Origin of the sequence: Flavobacterium sp. ov086 (assembly GCF_900187965.1) — a bacterium.
In the GTDB taxonomy this organism is placed as follows: Bacteria; Bacteroidota; Bacteroidia; order Flavobacteriales; family Flavobacteriaceae; genus Flavobacterium.
The window spans coordinates 220,029-236,116 of sequence record NZ_FZNL01000006.1 but is presented as its reverse complement, the minus strand read 5'-3'; the positions used below and the strand labels follow the sequence as shown (position 1 = coordinate 236,116).

Sequence of the window (16,088 nt, the reverse complement as noted above, 5' to 3'; positions counted from 1 at the left end):
TGTAATTAATACAATTAAATAATGAAAAACATAAAATATAGATACTGTCTAATTGCTTTAGCGTCAATATTAATTTACGCTTGCAGTGCTGGTACTAAAAAAACATACAGAATAAGTTCTCCGGGAAAAAACACCGAATTAGTTTTTGGATTAACCGCTTCAGGTCAGCCTGAATATAGTTTTACCTCTGGCGGAAAATCCGTAATAGAACCTTCTTTGATGGGATTTGAATTTCAGGGAATTCCAAAAATGACCGAAGGTTTTGAAGTGGTTTCCACCGAAGAAAAAACGTCAGATGAAACTTGGGAACAACCTTGGGGAGAATTCAGAAAAGTGAGAGATCACCACAACGAGTTAATTGTTCATTTGAAAGAATCAAAAGGCGAAGAGCGTTTGGTAGATATCATTTTCAGAGTTTTTGACGATGGCGTTGGTTTTAGATACTTTTTCCCAAAACAGTCCCATTTAGGAAAAGTGAAAATCACTAACGAAATTACGCAATTCACTTTCAAATCTGAGAATGATGTTTGGTGGATTCCGGTGCACCGCGAAAACAGCTATTACGAAAGCACGTATCGCAAAACAGCAGTGAGTAAAACCGATACCATAAATACTCCTGCAACTTTTGAAACCAAAGAGAAATTGTATGTAGCCATTCACGAAGCCAATTTGACTGATTTTGCCTCAATGACACTTTTAAAAACAAATAATAAACAATACAAAAGCGAATTGGTGCCTTGGGCAGATGGTGTAAAAGTATATGCCCAAACTCCTTTTAATACCCCTTGGAGAACCATTGTTGTGGGGAAAACTCCGGGAGAAGTGGCGACTTCGACCATTATGCTGAATTTGAATGATCCTTCGAAAATTGAAGATCTTTCGTGGATTACACCTTCAAAATATATTGGAATCTGGTGGGGAATGCACTTAGAAAAATATACTTGGGGACAGGGGCCAAAACATGGGGCGACAACTAAGAATACTAAAGAATACATTGATTTTGCTGCGAAAAACAATTTTGACGGCGTTCTGGTAGAAGGCTGGAACGAGGGCTGGGACGGCGACTGGACTGCCGATGGATCTGCGTTTAGTTATACTAAAGCATATCCTGATTTTAATTTAGAAGAAATAACGAAGTATGCCGCTATTAAAAATGTTCGTTTAATAGGACATCATGAAACGGCAGGTGCCACAAAAAATTATGAAAGCCAGTTAGAAGATGCTTTTAAACTGTATCACAAAATGGGTGTGAATACCGTAAAAACGGGCTATGTAAATAAATATTTAGACAAAAAAGAATGGCACGACAGCCAGTACGGAGCGCGTCATTACAGAAAAGTAATGGAAACGGCTGCGAAATATCATATCATGATCGACAATCACGAACCTATAAAAGGAACGGGATTACAGCGTACATACCCGAACTTTATGTCTCAGGAAGGCGGACGTGGACAGGAATACAACGCTTGGTCTGTTGATGGCGGAAATACTCCGGAACATTTAACAACTTTACCTTTTACAAGAATGCTTTCTGGACCCTTTGATTACACACCAGGTAATTTCAATTTTGATTATAAAACGCCTTCAGGAGCGAGAGTTTTAACAACTTTGGCAAACCAATTAGCTTTATATGTAATCATTTACAGTCCGTTGCAAATGGCGTCTGACTTGCCTGAAAACTACGAAGGAAAACCAGAATTTGAATTTGTAAAAGAAGTGCCTTGCAATTGGTCAGATACTAAAGTTCTGGATTCTAAAATTGGAGAATACACTACAATTGTCCGTAAAGACTGGGACGGAAAAAATTGGTATTTGGGATCTATCACAAATAGCAATTCCAGAGATCTTAAAGTAGGTTTATCTTTCCTTGATGCAGGAAAAGATTACGAAGCCGAAATTTATGCCGATGGAGCAGGAGCAAACTACAAAACGAATCCTTATCCGGTTGCAATTTCAAAACAAAAAGTAAATAGTAAAACAATACTGAATATTAAATTGGCAGCTGGCGGAGGAACAGCTATAAAATTCTCTTTAATCGAGAAATAAGTTAGTGACGTTTATTTTGAATTAAGTTTGGTTTGAGCAATGAACCCGATATCTCTTTTGAAGGTATCGGGTTTGTTATTTTGTTATTTTACCATGTAAGTTCATGGAAGAGATTATAAGTTTTAGCACAATTTTTGTTGAGTTACAATTCTTCGTTCCTCGAAATGAACAAATCGTGGGCAGTCCCGAAGGGACAAAATATATTGTAGGGATGGATTTTAATCCATCATTCGCAATCAAAACCCAATCTTGTCAATTTCGACGTAAGGAGAAATCACACCATCCCTTAGCCTTGGGACGCGTGCAGAATCGCCAATCTTTGTCGAGCTACGATTGTGATTTACTTCGTCTGTACGCTATTGGAATTTGGAATTTCAGAATTTGGAATTTCAAAAATCAAATCCTAATGTTTATAAAACTTAACATGATTACCAAAAGCATAAACAGCGTTGATAGTTGGTCCGTTGTAGCCCCATTTCAGGTATCCGTTTAGTCTTTCTCTTACGGTATCTACTTTAAAGTTCAGGCCGGTATATCCGGCTGTAAGACTAAAGTTTTTATGAACATTATAAGAAAGCGCTAAATTATAACTTACAATTCGGCCATCGATATTATCAATTTGTACTGCCAGATAATTAGCATTTACATACAAGCCAAAACGTTTTCCTAAAACAAATTCCCCCCAAATTCCGATATCTGGTAGCGGAGCAGTGAAATTGAAACTATCTTTATATTCTAAAACGGCCTGATTGGCATCAACTCTCATACTTAAATCAGCAAAAAGTACGTGTGCACCAATTAATAAACCTGCTTCGTATTTTGGCTTAGACAGAAAAGCATAACCATAAGCAATTCTTGCAATTTGAACATCAAAAACAGCACTTACTCTTGTATTGATCTCATAAGTATGTTCACCAAAATCAATTTCTTTTTCTAAGGTTTTACTAGAATTTCTATTCAAAGCGAAAAATTCAAGACCTAATCTGGATCTTCTTGAAATACGCCATTCAAATGTTCCCATAAAAGAAGAACTTGATTTTGAGAAACCTAAATCATCTTCGAGATCTATTTCTGTTCCGTGATTTCCGTTATTGGTTCCAACCTGAATTTGTGTATTATTAACAGGAAAAAAGGCTCCTGCAGTTACTTTAAAACGTCTACCGTGCCAAGGTAAATCTTCGGCATCAGAGTTCTGGAGTTCATATGAATTATCGTTTTGTAAAACAGGCAAAGTGGTCTCCGCAGAGATTTCAGCAGTATTTTGAGCATGAGCTGAAAACCAAAAAAGGGAAATAATCAATAAAGAAAATATTTTTTTCATGAGATTTATTTTTAGATTTTGGTATAAAATTTTAACAATTAAAGTTAACAAAAAAAATCATTCATTTTATTATTTTGATTTTATTATTTTAAACAATTGATCTGATAGTCAGTGCAGTATGTGTTTTGTTAAAATTAGTTGACATGTCACTCTTTTTTGTAATTTTGTTTCATGGAAAAATTAACGACAGATTTTAATGCTTTTAGAGATGGAATTTCGGACAGTTTTTTCTTTCAGATTCATCGAATGAAGCGAACTATTTTTCGCCATACGAACGCTCTTATGAACGAGGCGGGAATTAATTTACAATTAGAGCAACTTCCGTTAATTATGATTTTGCAGCGAAAAAGTCTTTCGCAAAGAGAACTTTCGGATATGACGATGCGGGACAAATCATCCATTTTGAGAAGTATCAATGCTCTCGAGAAAAAGGCTTTGGTTGAAGTTCAAAAAGACAAAGATGATAAACGAAAGAATATTGTAAGTCTAACCGAAGAAGGAATTAGTTTAGCAAAAAGCATTCGTACTTTAATGAAAAGAGCCGAAGATGAGGTTCTTTCGGTTTTCTCTTCTCAGGAAAGAATAGAAGCTCTGGAAACCATAAGGGGTTATGCAGATAAATTAGACACACTTTAAATCGATAACAAAAGTTTGCCACGAATTCCACTAATTTTTACTAATTAGAATTATGTTTTAATCTAGCTTAATTTAAAAATTCGTGTTAATTCATGCAATTGCTTCGCCTGTTTGCTGTCGCTCGGGTCATGGTATAAAAAATAAATACTATAGATATAAAATGAACAAAAACGAATTATTAGAAGGTCCTATACTTTCTTCTTTATTAAAATTAGCGGTTCCAATTATGATTGCTAATTTATTACAAGCCGCTTACCAATTAGTAGATGCTTTTTGGGTAGGACGTTTGGGTGGAGATGCCGTTGCTGCAGTGTCAGTAAGTACGCCGGTTATTTTTTTAACGATTGCTTTGGGAACAGGTCTTGCCATTGCAGGATCGATTTTGATTGCGCAATATTTTGGTGCCGGACAACAGGAAATGGTTAATCATGTGGCGGCACAAACTTTAATGATGGTTATTTCAGCATCGATTATTTTATCCATTTTTGGGTATTGGCTGAGTCCGTATTTCTTGTATTTGCTTAAAGTTACGCCACAGGTTTATACAAATGCTTTGGGTTTTATGCGAATTGCATTTATTGGATTGGTTTTTAGTTTTAGTTTCATGATTTTTCAATCGGTTATGCGTGGTGTTGGCCGTGTTACTTTGCCGGTTTATATTGTATTGGGAACTGTTATTCTAAATTTTGCTCTTGATCCGTTGTTTATTTTTGGATGGAATTTTATCCCTGCAATGGGCGTAAAAGGGGCAGCTTTGGCAACATTATCTACACAAAGTCTGGCGATTATTATTGGTTTTGCCATTTTGTTCAGAGGGAAACACGGAATCCATTTGCAATTAAAAGATTTTAAACCGGATTATAAACATATTAAGAAAGCATTCAAAATTGGTTTTCCATCTTCGATTGAGCAATCTATGCGTGCTGTTGGTCTAACGGCAATCACATTTTTGATCGTACATTTTGGAACCACAACTGTGGCTTCTTACGGAGCAGGATCAAATTTGATTCAGCTGATTATGATTCCGGCTTTGGGACTTTCAATGGCAATCGCAACTCTGGTTGGACAAAATATTGGAGCAGGAAATATGCTTCGTGCCGGAAAAATTGCCAAACTGGGCGCTTATCTAGGTTTTGGATTATTAACCGGAATTGGATTAATAGCGTATGTTTTCGCTCCGCATTTTATTGCTTTTTTTGTACCAAACGAACCTGCTGTTATTGAAGGTGGAACAACTTTTTTAAGAATTACATGTCTTTCCTGGGGATTTCTAGGACTTCAAATGTGTTTATTAGGCGTTTTTAGAGCTGTTGGTAATACAACTTTGCCTATGATTCTGACGTTGGTTTCGCAATGGGTTTTGCAATTTCCGCTAGCTTATATTTTATCTCATAATACATCTCTTGGAAAAATTGGAATTTGGTGGGCTTTTCCAATTTCGACTGTTGTAACGGCTTTGGTTACTGTCGCAATTTATGCTAAAGGCGACTGGAAAAAAGAGCGATTAACCGGAAAAACCAATAAGCTGATTGATAAAGTGGAGAAAGAAATAACGAAAGAAGGGTTTGAGGTTAAATAGAAAAAAGGTTCTGAGGTTCCTTTTTTAGGGGCAAAGGTCTTTAGGTTCAAAGGGACAAAGGTTTTTGTTTGAAAGGTTCTAAGTTCCTAAGGTTCTAGTTTTTTTTAACGTAGAGATGCACAGCAGTGCATCTAATGTATGTGTTTAATCTATGTGTTTAATCTATGTGTAAATCTGAACCGAGACGCACTGCTGTGCGCCTCTACGAATATTCGTTGTCTTTTATTATTAGAAAATAAAGAGATTTTATTGTGATTATAAAAACACTTGTTTAATCTGTTTTTTGTTCCATCGGAACATCACATTGGTAGCTCAATAAATGCGATATTATTTTACGTTTCGTAGGAACGTTTGATTTTATAAATGATTGGCAAAAATATGTATGGATTGGATATATAATTATTCAAACGTCCCTACGGGGCGATATTTCTCACGATGCTTTTTTTTCTACCGATGAGATGTTCCGATGGAACAAATTATTTTTTGAGAATATCTCATTAGGTTGTTTTTAACTAACTAGTTTTGATTTTAGAAGTTGAAGCCTTGAAAAAATGGATACCCTTATATAAACGCAAAATCATAAATATTCAATCGCTGATATTCAATCTAAAATATCTTAATTTAGCCGCATGAGGGATAGGAGGAAGCTACCGAAGTAGCGCGGATAGCCCGACAGCATTTAAGAAAAGACCCAATGAACGCAATGCTCATTGGGTCTTTTTTTAAATGGTGGCATGCCCAGATTATTATACTGTTTCTAATTATTTGGATTCCTGAGATACTGAGTGATTGTTATGTAAATTTGATTCTCTATATTTGAAAGTATAATCTGAAAAAAAATATGGATAAAAAATTAAAGCAATTCTTCGTAAAGTCTTTTGGAGTATTATTGGTAATACATTTGGCGTATTTTACATATGGTTATTTTAAGTTTGAAGGTATTGGGAATATCAATATTTACTTTGAGTTCTACAGGTTTAAGTTTTATGATGATGTCTCTATTTCGCACTTTTTTGTAAGTGGTTTGTTTTTGCTTTTCTTTCTGATTTTTTTAATTAAAAACCAATCCAGACAGGGATATCCATTTTCTAAACTATTTCAAATTGGCTTTTTGTTGCTGTTGATTTCTTTGTTGAGTTTTTCATTTTTTGTTAGTTATAGTTTTGGACTAAATGCAAAACTGAAAACAGAGTTGTCTGAAACCAGTTTTAATAAAGACAAAAATTTACTGAATGTTTTGAATCCGTTTTTGTATAATTATACTTCTTATAGTTCTGAGAAACTATTTAATCCGGTTAATATTTTGTATCCAAAACCGTATCCCGTTATTGAGGTTGTGGACAGTACTTTAATCTCGGATCAAAATTATATTACAGAAAGCACTTATTATAGTATTGATACGCTGAAGGTTCTTACGGCAGATTTTGATAAAGTTTCGGCTGCAACAAACACGATTTTCGATAAAATTGGTTTTGATAAAAACGAAATTTCTAAAAGAATTATAGCAAAAAAGATCATCAAAGACAGCACGGAAATCATTTTTAAAGGTGTAGAAGTAAATCCAAAATATGATCAGGATATTTGTATTTTTCTAGAAAATAAATCGCTGTATAAACCTGTAACCGGAATACCAATTGAGAAGCAACAATTTCAGGCAGCTGTTACAAGATATAAGTTAATTTATAAATATAAGCAAGATTCTTTACAATTGAATTTCCAGAAACTGGATACTTTGTTTAAAAAATATAAAATCGAAAGTCAGCTCGTTCCCAAAAATCTTGTCAAAGATGTTGAGTATTATAAAAATCATAATGACGAACCGCTGAATGCAATCAGAAATAATTTTGATCGAAAGGCTTTAGCAGAAAAATTTAGTACTCTTGAGCGATTATATTATGAACCAAAATACCTTCATCCATCAATTATTGCGATTTTCTTCGGTGTTATTGTGACGGTTTGGGTAATTCTTTTTTTGATTTATATCTTGTTTAATTCCAAAAAGAAAATCTCAGAACCTCAAAGCTAAACTCTATTATAATCTGCTTTCCAGTGGACGATTGCTTTTTTTATGGAGTCGCCTGAGAGATTGTTTTTTATAGCATCTTCAAGGAGTGGTAAAAACTCATCGTCGGGTGCAAATCTTAGGGCAAATATTTGATCGTCGGTTAATTTATATTCGATTTCTTCGAATCGTTTTCCGGTTAAGGTAAAATAGCGATAACGGATTTCTAGTCTAACGATTCGGTTTTGCAAAATGACTGCATAATGCTGACGTAACATAAATGCCAAGCAGAATAAAAACACAAAACCAACACTGATAAACGACCATATAAGAGTGTCGTTTGTTGTAATTGCAAAATAAATGCTGGCAATTAAAAACAAAATCAGGATAGGATAATAAACAAAATGATGTGGAGTGTAAAACCGTATATGATTGTAATAGGTTTGAATTTTCATAATTATTTGGTTTTTGGTTTGTATTAAAAAAACAAAGCTACCCTAAAATAGAATAGCTTTTTCCCAAAAATAAACTAACATAACCAATGTTTCCTTTATAATTAAACTTTTTACAGTTTTCTTAATAATATCTATATTTAGAAAAGCCTCAATTGCTCATAATTCCTTCTTACTGGCTTTTATTTCGTTATGGTAAAATTATTGCAGAAAGAGATGGTTGGTGTTATATTTTAAATGGGAAAAGTTATATGATTTCAACTTTGAGATTTAAAGTGACGAAATAATCTTCCATTCGTCCAGTTTAGATTGAAATGTTTTACTGGCGTTTGCAGGACTTGTTGAGGGAAGTGTAATAAGTTGGTAGGATTTTTCTAAGTGAACATATTTCTTGAAGAAAGCTGCCGCTTTTTGTCCGTTAAATAAAATGGTTTTTATATTGGGATGTTGCTTTAAAAAGGCTTCAAAATCATTAGCAATTTCGTTTTTTATTGCGCTGTCAAGACTTCCTACACGGTCACAATATTGAAGTACATCCCATAAAGCGATTTTGTTTTTATGTAAAAGTGCTTTCCTTGTTTCATAATCTGTCGATAAATCTTCCTTGAGAATTGTAAATATAAATTTCCAGAAATTATTCTGAGTGTGTCCATAATACTGATTAAGTTCTAAGGATTTTGTACCAGGCATTGTACCCAGAATCAGAATCTTAGCATCGTTATTACTTATGGGCCGGAAGGAGAAACTTTTCATTTTTTTGAATTAAGAAATATTTTGTTTGAGTTAAAGTAATCATTTATAAGTAATTATAAAACAAAAGCAGAAAATTATATAACATTTTTCGGCTGGGTAAAGACGAACTTTGAAGTATAATTTTCAAGTACAAGAATACTACTTCTTAAGTAAAATCTATCATGAGAATTTATAGAATTTTAAATCCCGACAAAATGAAAATAGTTACCATACATACAGAGAAAACTCAAAATATATTTGAAGAATTAAATAGGAACTTTGGCGGAATAGTGACTTATGACTTAGGGGAGTATGCGCTTGAGGTAGATAATAATTTTGGCAAAGGATCAATTATTGGTGCTTCTTTCAACGATACTATTTCGTATGTGCAATTTGATATGACTTTTTTGACAGATGTTCGTATGGATATTCTAAATGTCAAATCTTCGCCGGTTTATTTTGCGTATTGTTCTAAAGGAAGTTTGTCGCACAGTTTTGGGTTTACGGATGAAGAGCAAAAGTTTAAAACTTTTCAAACGGCAATTGTGACTTCAGAAGAAAATGAGGATAATATTCTGTTTTTTGAAAAGGATAAAAAAACAAAATTTACCTTAATTATAGTGGGAACCCGGGTTGAAGAACAAAACATAATGCATTCTTTGAATCAGAAAGTCAAAGAAACATTTTTTGAAAGTAATGCCGTTAAGAATTTCTTTTATATAGGTTCGTATAATGTGAAAATTGCCGAAAAAATCGAACAACTAAATGCTATTACACAAACGGGAATCGTTAGAAATTTATTGAAAGAAGGAATTTTAAGAATTATTCTGGCAATGGAAATTCAACAGCATACAGATGATTTAAACGCTTTGGGAAAAGAAACAAATTGTTTGACCCTGAAAGAAATGGAGGAAATAAAAGAACTTTCGGAAGCTATAAAAGCAAATCCCGAAGAAGCTTTTACAATTAAATCGCTGAGTAAAAAAGCGGGTTTGTCGCCAAATAAATTGCAAGAAGGTTTTAAAATGATTCATAATAGAACGGTAAATGATTACATCACACATATGCGAGTGCTTAAAGCCGAAATTCTAATCAGAACTTCTGACTTAAATATCTCCGAAATTGTCTATTGCATAGGTTTTACCAGCAGAAGTTATTTTTCTAAAATTTTCAAAGAAAAATTCAATTGCAGTCCAAAAGAATATAAATTCAATTTGAATCCGTTGGCTATTACAGCTTAGGACGAGGTTCAAAGGTGTAGAGGTTCAAAGGGACAAAGGTTTTATATACTTAGGGGGGGCTTAAAGGTTCAGTGGATCAAAGGGACAAAGGTTTTAATGTAGAGATGCACAGCAGTGCGTCTTGACGCAGATATGACGTACAGAAGTGCGTCTTTTTTTTGTTTTATTTTTTTTGGAGCTGTTTCCTGCTTTACACTTGTATCTTTTTATTTTGAAAAAAAATAAAAAGGATACCGCTTCTATCAGGGCTATGGCTCATGTTTTCATAATAAGTTTAGGATTTTTAGAAAAAAATCAAGACAAACCTGTGTCCCTTTGCAACTTTGTACCTAAAAAAATATTTGGTCACAAATAATTTTTGTATACATTTGTATAACTAGTTATGTAATTAATTATATATGGAATTTTTTGACAAAGTAGGTAAGGTAGCTTTAGGGAGCCGATTACGTTTAATGACAGCAATGATAACTGACGATGCTACGAAAATATATGAGTCGTACGGAATGAATTTTATGCCAAAATGGTTTCCGGTTTTTTATACGCTTATAGCAGAAAGAGAAATAACAATTACTGAGATTGCCAACGAAATTGGGCACTCACAACCATCGGTGAGCAAGATTGTTCAGGAAATGATTGCCGCTGGTTTGGTAGAAGAAAGTCTGAAAAGCAACGATAAACGCCGAAATATTGTTGGTTTGACAGCACAAGGAAGAGAATTTTCGAAAGAATTAAAATTGCAACTTAAAGATGTTGAGGCTGCAGTTGATGGTTTAATCATAGAATCAAGTCATAACCTTTGGGCTGCACTCGAAGAATGGGAATTTCTACTCAATCAAAAAAGTTTGTTTAAAAGGGTAAATGAACAAAAGAAGTTACGCGAAAGTCAGGATGTAAAAATTGTTTCGTATGCACCTCAATATCGTGATGCTTTTAGACAACTAAACGTTGAATGGATCTCTACTTATTTCGAGATGGAAGAGGCAGATTATAAAGCTTTGGACAATCCTGAGGAATATATTTTAAATAAAGGCGGTAAGATTTACGTGGCTTTGTATCGCAACGAGCCTGTGGGTGTTTGTGCCTTAATAAAAATGAAAGATTCAAATTATGATTTTGAAATGGCAAAAATGGCTGTTTCACCAAAAGCGCAAGGCAAAAATATTGGTTTCTTATTAGGTCAGGCAATCGTAAATGGTGCAAGAGAAGAAGGAGCAAAAAAAATATATCTGGAAAGTAATACAATCTTAAAACCAGCAATTAATTTATATTATAAACTGGGCTTTCAAAAAGTTTATGGTTTGGCAACACCTTATAAACGTTGTAATATTCAGATGGAGTTGAATCTTTAGGTTCAAAGGTTCATAGAGGCAAAGGTTCAAAGGTGCGCTTAATCCATGCGAATACGCACTGCTGTGCGTCTCTACAGAAGCCTCTGTACCTTTGAACCTTTGTTACTTTGCACCTTAAAAAAGCATGAGCTTTTTTACCTTCCAAACCTATAATACTCCAGATCCTGATTTTTTTTGCTATTTATAGAATCAAGGATAGAATTCATTCCCAGGACGCTAAAGGTGATTCCGTTGCCTCCGAAGCCCAGAACGTAATGTTCGTTTTTTCTCGGATCTGGTTTTCCAAAATAAGGCAAACCATCTTGAGTCTCTCCAAAAGTTCCGGCCCAGGAATAGTCCATTTTGAAATTAATCAGCGGAAATTTTCTATGAAATTGTTTTAGCAAATAGCGTTCTTTTTTTGGCAATAATTTATCGCGTTTATTGGCATCTTTAAAATCTTCATCACCACCGCCAATAATTATCCGGTTATCTGCCGTAGCTCTAAAATATAAGTATGGATTCGATGTATTCCAGAATATCGCATTTTTAAAAGCCGCTGGTAAATAAGGCAGATTTTCGGAAGCGATTACGTAAGTGCTTTTTAGATCGACTACTTTTTCCGTCAATGTTTCGGTACTTTCATAACCGCTGCAATGTATAATGTGATTTGCTGTAATGCTGAATTTATTTTCGGTGTGTGCAATGCATTTTTCCTTTTGATTTTGAATACTGGTAATATTGGTTCGGTCAAAAATCTGCATTCCGTTTTGATGACAGTAATACAATAAATCAATGGCAAGTTTATAAGGATCCATAATTGCGGCAGTTTTAGATTCGATTGCTGCGATTGCATTTAATCCCATTTCTTTCAAATTAAATCGGCTTAGCCAGGTAACATCAAACCCATGTTGTCTTCGAGTGTCAAATTCTTTTTTCAGAAACGGAATATCTTTTTTTAGAGAAGTAAAATAAATACTTTTTTTGAACTCAAATTGACAATCACTTTTTATGGTATCGATAATAGCTCTTAAGTCAAAAATGGCTTTTTTGCCATTTCTATAACTGTCAAGAGCACAGTCTAATCCTCTTAATTCTATGAGTTTATGTAATGCAACATCAATTTCATATTGAAGTAAAGCGGTACTTGCGGCGGTGCTTCCGTTGCAAATATCCCGACGATCAACGAGGACTACTTTTTTGCCTTCGGTTATTAATTTATATGCAATTAAAGCTCCTGTTATTCCTCCGCCAATAATTAAAATATCAGTATCAATATCTGAATTTATAGAGGGATAACTATGTAACATGGCATTTTTTAATGGCCAGAAAGTTTCGGTCGAGCGCAGTTTCATTTTTTGGTAATATTTTGGGTACGTGATTTAGTTCTGTTTTTATCCTTGCGTTCATGCTGTTCGTGAGCTTCGGCAATAGAATGTGAATTTCTGATGCTTTCGTCTTTTTTAGCAAGTTCACTTAGTCTGTGATAATATTTTTGAACAATAATCATTTCTTCTTCGGTCATGCTTTCAATATCGACCAGACTATTACTTGAATACTCGTTTGAGGCAACTAATTCATTTAGCTTTAGTTGAATCGCAAGAGAATCTTTATTTTGCGCTTTCTGAATCAAAAAAACCATCAAAAAAGTAATAATGGTAGTTCCTGTATTAATAACCAATTGCCAGGTTTCTGAGTAATCAAAGAAAGGACCGGAAATTGCCCAGACTACTACAATCAAAAAAGCGCCAATAAAAGCGGGGGTGCTTCCGGCGGCTTTAGAAACACTTGTAGCAAATTTTTCGAAAGCACTGCTTTTGGTTTGTTTTTTAGTTTTCATTTGAGTTTAACTTTTTCGTTTGCTTACTTTTTCCTCTTTAATAACTTTATTGTGCTTTTCGTCATAAACAGCGTCATCAATTTTTTGACCCGTTTTACTGAAAATTTTAATTTTTGGATCTTCATGTGTTCCCGTGATAACAATCGGGAAACCAATAATCCCAAATGGCGGCAATCCTAATCGCATTCGTAAATCCAGAAGTCCGTCAAAACTGGTTGTTCCTTTTATTGTTGGTTTAAAACTTGCAACACTAAACGTAAAAGGTTCTATATGAATTAAATTATTATCTACAGATGATTTAATTTCAATTCCTTTCAGGTTAGGATCGTCCAGACCTTTTTGTCCGGTTTTAGAGCTAATCCCGTCAAATAATTTCAATCCTTTTACTTTTACATCACGCAGGTTTATCGTTCCTTTGCCTTCCAGAGATTCGTAAATTGGTCCCATATTTCCGTTTAAATCACCTTTGACTTTATAATCTACAGAAATAATTCCCTGTGCTTTTTCAGCGACAGTAATCATGTCATGAAACATCGGAATTTCTTTGTAAGCTCTTTGAACGCTAAAATCTTTGGCTGTAAAATGTGCATCAAAATGTGCCGATGTTGGCGATTCATCTTTATAAGAAGCATTGATTCCTAAGAGACAATCGATGATATTAAAAGCGACATTTTCTAAATAAAAACCTTCTTTTGTAATACCAACTTTACCGTTAAGTTTATTTAAAACTAATCCGTTATATTCTACTTTATTTGCATTTGCAGTAAGTGCAACATTTAAGTTTTTAGGCACAATGACAACGCCGCTCATTTTTGGATGATCTTCTTTGGCGTATTCCACTTCCAGATTTCGATCTGTATTTTCGCCTTTTTTAAGCGCCATAAATTCATCAACATTAATCAGTTTAGATTTCATATTGAAATTCCCGCTTAAAGTTCCGTGTGATTCTAAGAAATAATTAATGGTATTTAGTAAATATCCGTTAATGGCAAAATCAGATTTTCCATAAGAAGCATCAAATTTTTCGAACCACATTTTCTCATTTTGAAAACGGAAATTTCCTTGTTTTATAAAGAAAGATTTCGGAAAAAGTTCGGAGGTTGCTTTAATGTTTTTTAATATAATTGTGCCTTTATTATCCAGTTTATTGTATTGTCCGTTAGTGGCGTAACTTTGTTTTCCTTTCAGTGAAAGATCTGCTTTTGCATAACCGGTTACATCAAGTCCTTTTCTGGAGAAAACCTGATAAATACGCCCAACATTCAGTTCACCTTTTATTTTTGCATTATAAGCCAAATCACTAAAATCTGATAAAGCAGCGTTTACATACATTGGATTTCCTTCAAAAACAAAAGAAGCGGGAGCAACGGCAACAATCAAATCCTTAAATGTTCCGGCTTTGTTTAACACATTGGCAACAAAAGTAATATCCGTAATTGGGTTAGGATAGGAGTCCGTTTTTAACCAGCCGTTATGTAGTGCAATTCCGCCAATCGTTTTAGGAAATAGTTTTTTTGAAGTACTAAAAATACCTTTTGCCTGAATATTCGTTTTCAGGATTCCTTTTAATTCAATAGTATTCAAACCCAGTGCTGCATCAACTGTTGCAAGATCTAATGCGCCTTTTACGCTGGCATCAACCGTCATTTCGTTAAAACCTTTACTATGTAAATAAGCGTTGAAATAATCTTTTTCACCCACTTTAAATTTAAAAGTTTTAAGATTAATTAAAAGTTTTTCAACGTCAAGGGAAGGTAAAATAGCATTTAGATCCATCTGAAAACCGGTTAATGGAGCAGGAGCATTTTGATAATTTATAGCACCGTTATCAATTTTTAGATTAAAAGCTAAATCGGGGTTTAGATTTTTTGCAACATTATAATCTCCTTTAAAACTAAAAAGCAAATCACTATTTCCAGAGATTTCAGTTTCGTCCATCCAGGTTAAATATTCAGGAGGCATTACAGATAATAAATCTTTTACAGTTGTATTTTCAGATGCCGCTTTAATGTCGATTTTATATCCGTCTCTTAAAATGGTAAATAAACCTGTAAATTTTAGAGGAAGTTTATTGATTCTTAATTCGTTTTTTTGAAGGATAAATGAAAGTGCATGTGTATTAATTCTGGTAATTAAATCAGCGTGAACTTCTTTTTTTCTAAGATAAGCTGTTCGATTATAATAAAAATCTACTTTATCGATTCGGGCATCTGTATTTAAATCAAAAATATCTTCGCTTAGATTTCCTTTCCCAACGTAATTAAAACCTTTTGCATCGATCAGAATTTTAGCCGAGCGATCATTGTATTTTACATGGCAATTTTCTAAGTCTATTCGTTCTAATCGAATCGCAGTTCCTTCATCAGGTTCATTTGGATCGTTTGGTTTTTTGTCGCGATCTTCGGGAGCAACATAAATATTGTAATTGGCTTCTCCTTTTTGACTGACCATTATATTGATTAAAGCTTTAGAAACATAGAGTTTATTAATTTTTACTTCGTTGTCAAAAATCAATCTTTTTAAGTTAATTCCAAAAGCAACTTGTTCTGCTTTTAGCAAAGTATCATTGCGAAATGGAGCCGAACCGGTAAGTGATAAATTGTCAAGTGAAACCGTTAGTGAAGGAAAATGTGTAAAAAAAGACAATCTTGATTTCGAAAAATCCATTTTGGTATCTAAACGTTCATTGGCGATTTTCTTTACTTCAGACGCAACTGTTCCCGGAAATAACAACGGAATCAAATACAGTAATAGCAAGATACTCGCCACTGTGATTCCAGTTATTTTTAGAGTTTTTAGGACCATATTTTTATACGATACTGGCATATAGAAATCTTTTTAATTTTCGAAGTAATTTGCTTGTTGAAAAGGATTTCGTCTAACAAATTTTACAGATTACAATTCACATTTC

General features: G+C 33.9%; 12 protein-coding genes. 6 read left to right on the top strand and 6 right to left on the bottom strand.

Annotation, left to right across the window (positions count from 1 at the left end):
- Positions 1–21 precede the first annotated feature (21 nt).
- On the top strand, positions 22–2,046 hold the full coding sequence (locus CHB81_RS09435; RefSeq protein ID WP_089351646.1) for a glycoside hydrolase family 97 protein: 2,025 nt from the start codon (positions 22–24) through the stop codon (positions 2,044–2,046).
- 403 nt (positions 2,047–2,449) lie between these two features.
- Here CHB81_RS09435 and CHB81_RS09430 read toward each other — a convergent pair whose 3' ends face one another.
- A complete protein-coding gene (locus tag CHB81_RS09430) occupies positions 2,450–3,367 on the bottom strand; it encodes a hypothetical protein (protein ID WP_089351645.1) in 918 nt (305 codons plus the stop codon).
- A 171-nt stretch (positions 3,368–3,538) separates the two neighbouring features.
- Between CHB81_RS09430 and CHB81_RS09425 the strand changes: the two genes are divergently transcribed.
- From CHB81_RS09425 to CHB81_RS09415, 3 genes are all read left to right on the top strand, one after another.
- Positions 3,539–4,003, top strand: a complete 465-nt coding sequence (locus CHB81_RS09425) for a MarR family winged helix-turn-helix transcriptional regulator (protein ID WP_089351644.1) — start codon at positions 3,539–3,541, stop codon at positions 4,001–4,003.
- 160 nt (positions 4,004–4,163) lie between these two features.
- A complete protein-coding gene (locus CHB81_RS09420; RefSeq protein WP_089351672.1) occupies positions 4,164–5,582 on the top strand; it encodes an MATE family efflux transporter in 1,419 nt (472 codons plus the stop codon).
- Between the two features lie 841 nt (positions 5,583–6,423).
- The gene (locus tag CHB81_RS09415) at positions 6,424–7,608 is read left to right on the top strand and encodes a hypothetical protein (protein WP_176427509.1); all 1,185 of its coding nucleotides are present in this window, start codon (positions 6,424–6,426) and stop codon (positions 7,606–7,608) included.
- On the opposite strand, the gene CHB81_RS09410 is transcribed toward CHB81_RS09415, so the two are convergent.
- Positions 7,605–8,039, bottom strand: a complete 435-nt coding sequence (locus CHB81_RS09410) for a DUF6526 family protein (protein ID WP_089351643.1) — start codon at positions 8,037–8,039, stop codon at positions 7,605–7,607. The two genes, CHB81_RS09415 and CHB81_RS09410, sit on opposite strands and share 4 nt — an antisense overlap.
- A 267-nt stretch (positions 8,040–8,306) precedes the next feature.
- Positions 8,307–8,789: a DNA-deoxyinosine glycosylase gene (locus CHB81_RS09405; protein WP_089351642.1), complete on the bottom strand. Its 483-nt coding sequence runs from the start codon at positions 8,787–8,789 to the stop codon at positions 8,307–8,309.
- A 194-nt stretch (positions 8,790–8,983) separates the two neighbouring features.
- Between CHB81_RS09405 and CHB81_RS09400 the strand changes: the two genes are divergently transcribed.
- Both CHB81_RS09400 and CHB81_RS09395 read left to right on the top strand, forming a co-directional pair.
- Positions 8,984–10,009: an AraC family transcriptional regulator gene (locus tag CHB81_RS09400; RefSeq protein WP_089351641.1), complete on the top strand. Its 1,026-nt coding sequence runs from the start codon at positions 8,984–8,986 to the stop codon at positions 10,007–10,009.
- A 398-nt stretch (positions 10,010–10,407) separates the two neighbouring features.
- On the top strand, positions 10,408–11,358 hold the full coding sequence (locus CHB81_RS09395) for a GNAT family N-acetyltransferase (RefSeq protein ID WP_089351640.1): 951 nt from the start codon (positions 10,408–10,410) through the stop codon (positions 11,356–11,358).
- A gap of 134 nt (positions 11,359–11,492) precedes the next feature.
- Here the strand turns inward: CHB81_RS09395 and CHB81_RS09390 are convergent, their stop codons facing one another.
- Genes CHB81_RS09390 through CHB81_RS09380 form a run of 3 tightly spaced genes read right to left on the bottom strand, consistent with a single transcriptional unit; the run spans position 11,493 to position 16,003 of the window.
- Entirely contained in the window at positions 11,493–12,692 is a 1,200-nt protein-coding gene (locus CHB81_RS09390; RefSeq protein ID WP_089351639.1) for an FAD-binding oxidoreductase, read from the bottom strand.
- Positions 12,689–13,177 (bottom strand): low affinity iron permease family protein, encoded by a 489-nt coding sequence (locus CHB81_RS09385; protein WP_089351638.1) that lies wholly within the window; start codon positions 13,175–13,177, stop codon positions 12,689–12,691. Before CHB81_RS09385 ends, CHB81_RS09390 begins: the two co-directional genes overlap by 4 nt.
- Positions 13,178–13,183: 6 nt before the next feature.
- Positions 13,184–16,003 carry an AsmA-like C-terminal region-containing protein gene (locus CHB81_RS09380; protein ID WP_089351637.1) on the bottom strand — a complete coding sequence of 940 codons (2,820 nt, stop codon included), beginning with the start codon at positions 16,001–16,003 and terminating at the stop codon, positions 13,184–13,186.
- Positions 16,004–16,088 lie beyond the last annotated feature (85 nt).

Bases quoted from the DNA above. Each gene is read 5' to 3' on its own strand.
- CHB81_RS09435 (WP_089351646.1), top strand. From the start codon at position 22: ATGAAAAACATAAAATATAGATACTGTCTAATTGCTTTAGCGTCAATA.
- CHB81_RS09430 (WP_089351645.1), bottom strand. From the start codon at position 3,367: ATGAAAAAAATATTTTCTTTATTGATTATTTCCCTTTTTTGGTTTTCA.
- CHB81_RS09425 (WP_089351644.1), top strand. From the start codon at position 3,539: ATGGAAAAATTAACGACAGATTTTAATGCTTTTAGAGATGGAATTTCG.
- CHB81_RS09420 (WP_089351672.1), top strand. From the start codon at position 4,164: ATGAACAAAAACGAATTATTAGAAGGTCCTATACTTTCTTCTTTATTA.
- CHB81_RS09415 (WP_176427509.1), top strand. From the start codon at position 6,424: ATGGATAAAAAATTAAAGCAATTCTTCGTAAAGTCTTTTGGAGTATTA.
- CHB81_RS09410 (WP_089351643.1), bottom strand. From the start codon at position 8,039: ATGAAAATTCAAACCTATTACAATCATATACGGTTTTACACTCCACAT.
- CHB81_RS09405 (WP_089351642.1), bottom strand. From the start codon at position 8,789: ATGAAAAGTTTCTCCTTCCGGCCCATAAGTAATAACGATGCTAAGATT.
- CHB81_RS09400 (WP_089351641.1), top strand. From the start codon at position 8,984: ATGAAAATAGTTACCATACATACAGAGAAAACTCAAAATATATTTGAA.
- CHB81_RS09395 (WP_089351640.1), top strand. From the start codon at position 10,408: ATGGAATTTTTTGACAAAGTAGGTAAGGTAGCTTTAGGGAGCCGATTA.
- CHB81_RS09390 (WP_089351639.1), bottom strand. From the start codon at position 12,692: ATGAAACTGCGCTCGACCGAAACTTTCTGGCCATTAAAAAATGCCATG.
- CHB81_RS09385 (WP_089351638.1), bottom strand. From the start codon at position 13,177: ATGAAAACTAAAAAACAAACCAAAAGCAGTGCTTTCGAAAAATTTGCT.
- CHB81_RS09380 (WP_089351637.1), bottom strand. From the start codon at position 16,003: ATGCCAGTATCGTATAAAAATATGGTCCTAAAAACTCTAAAAATAACT.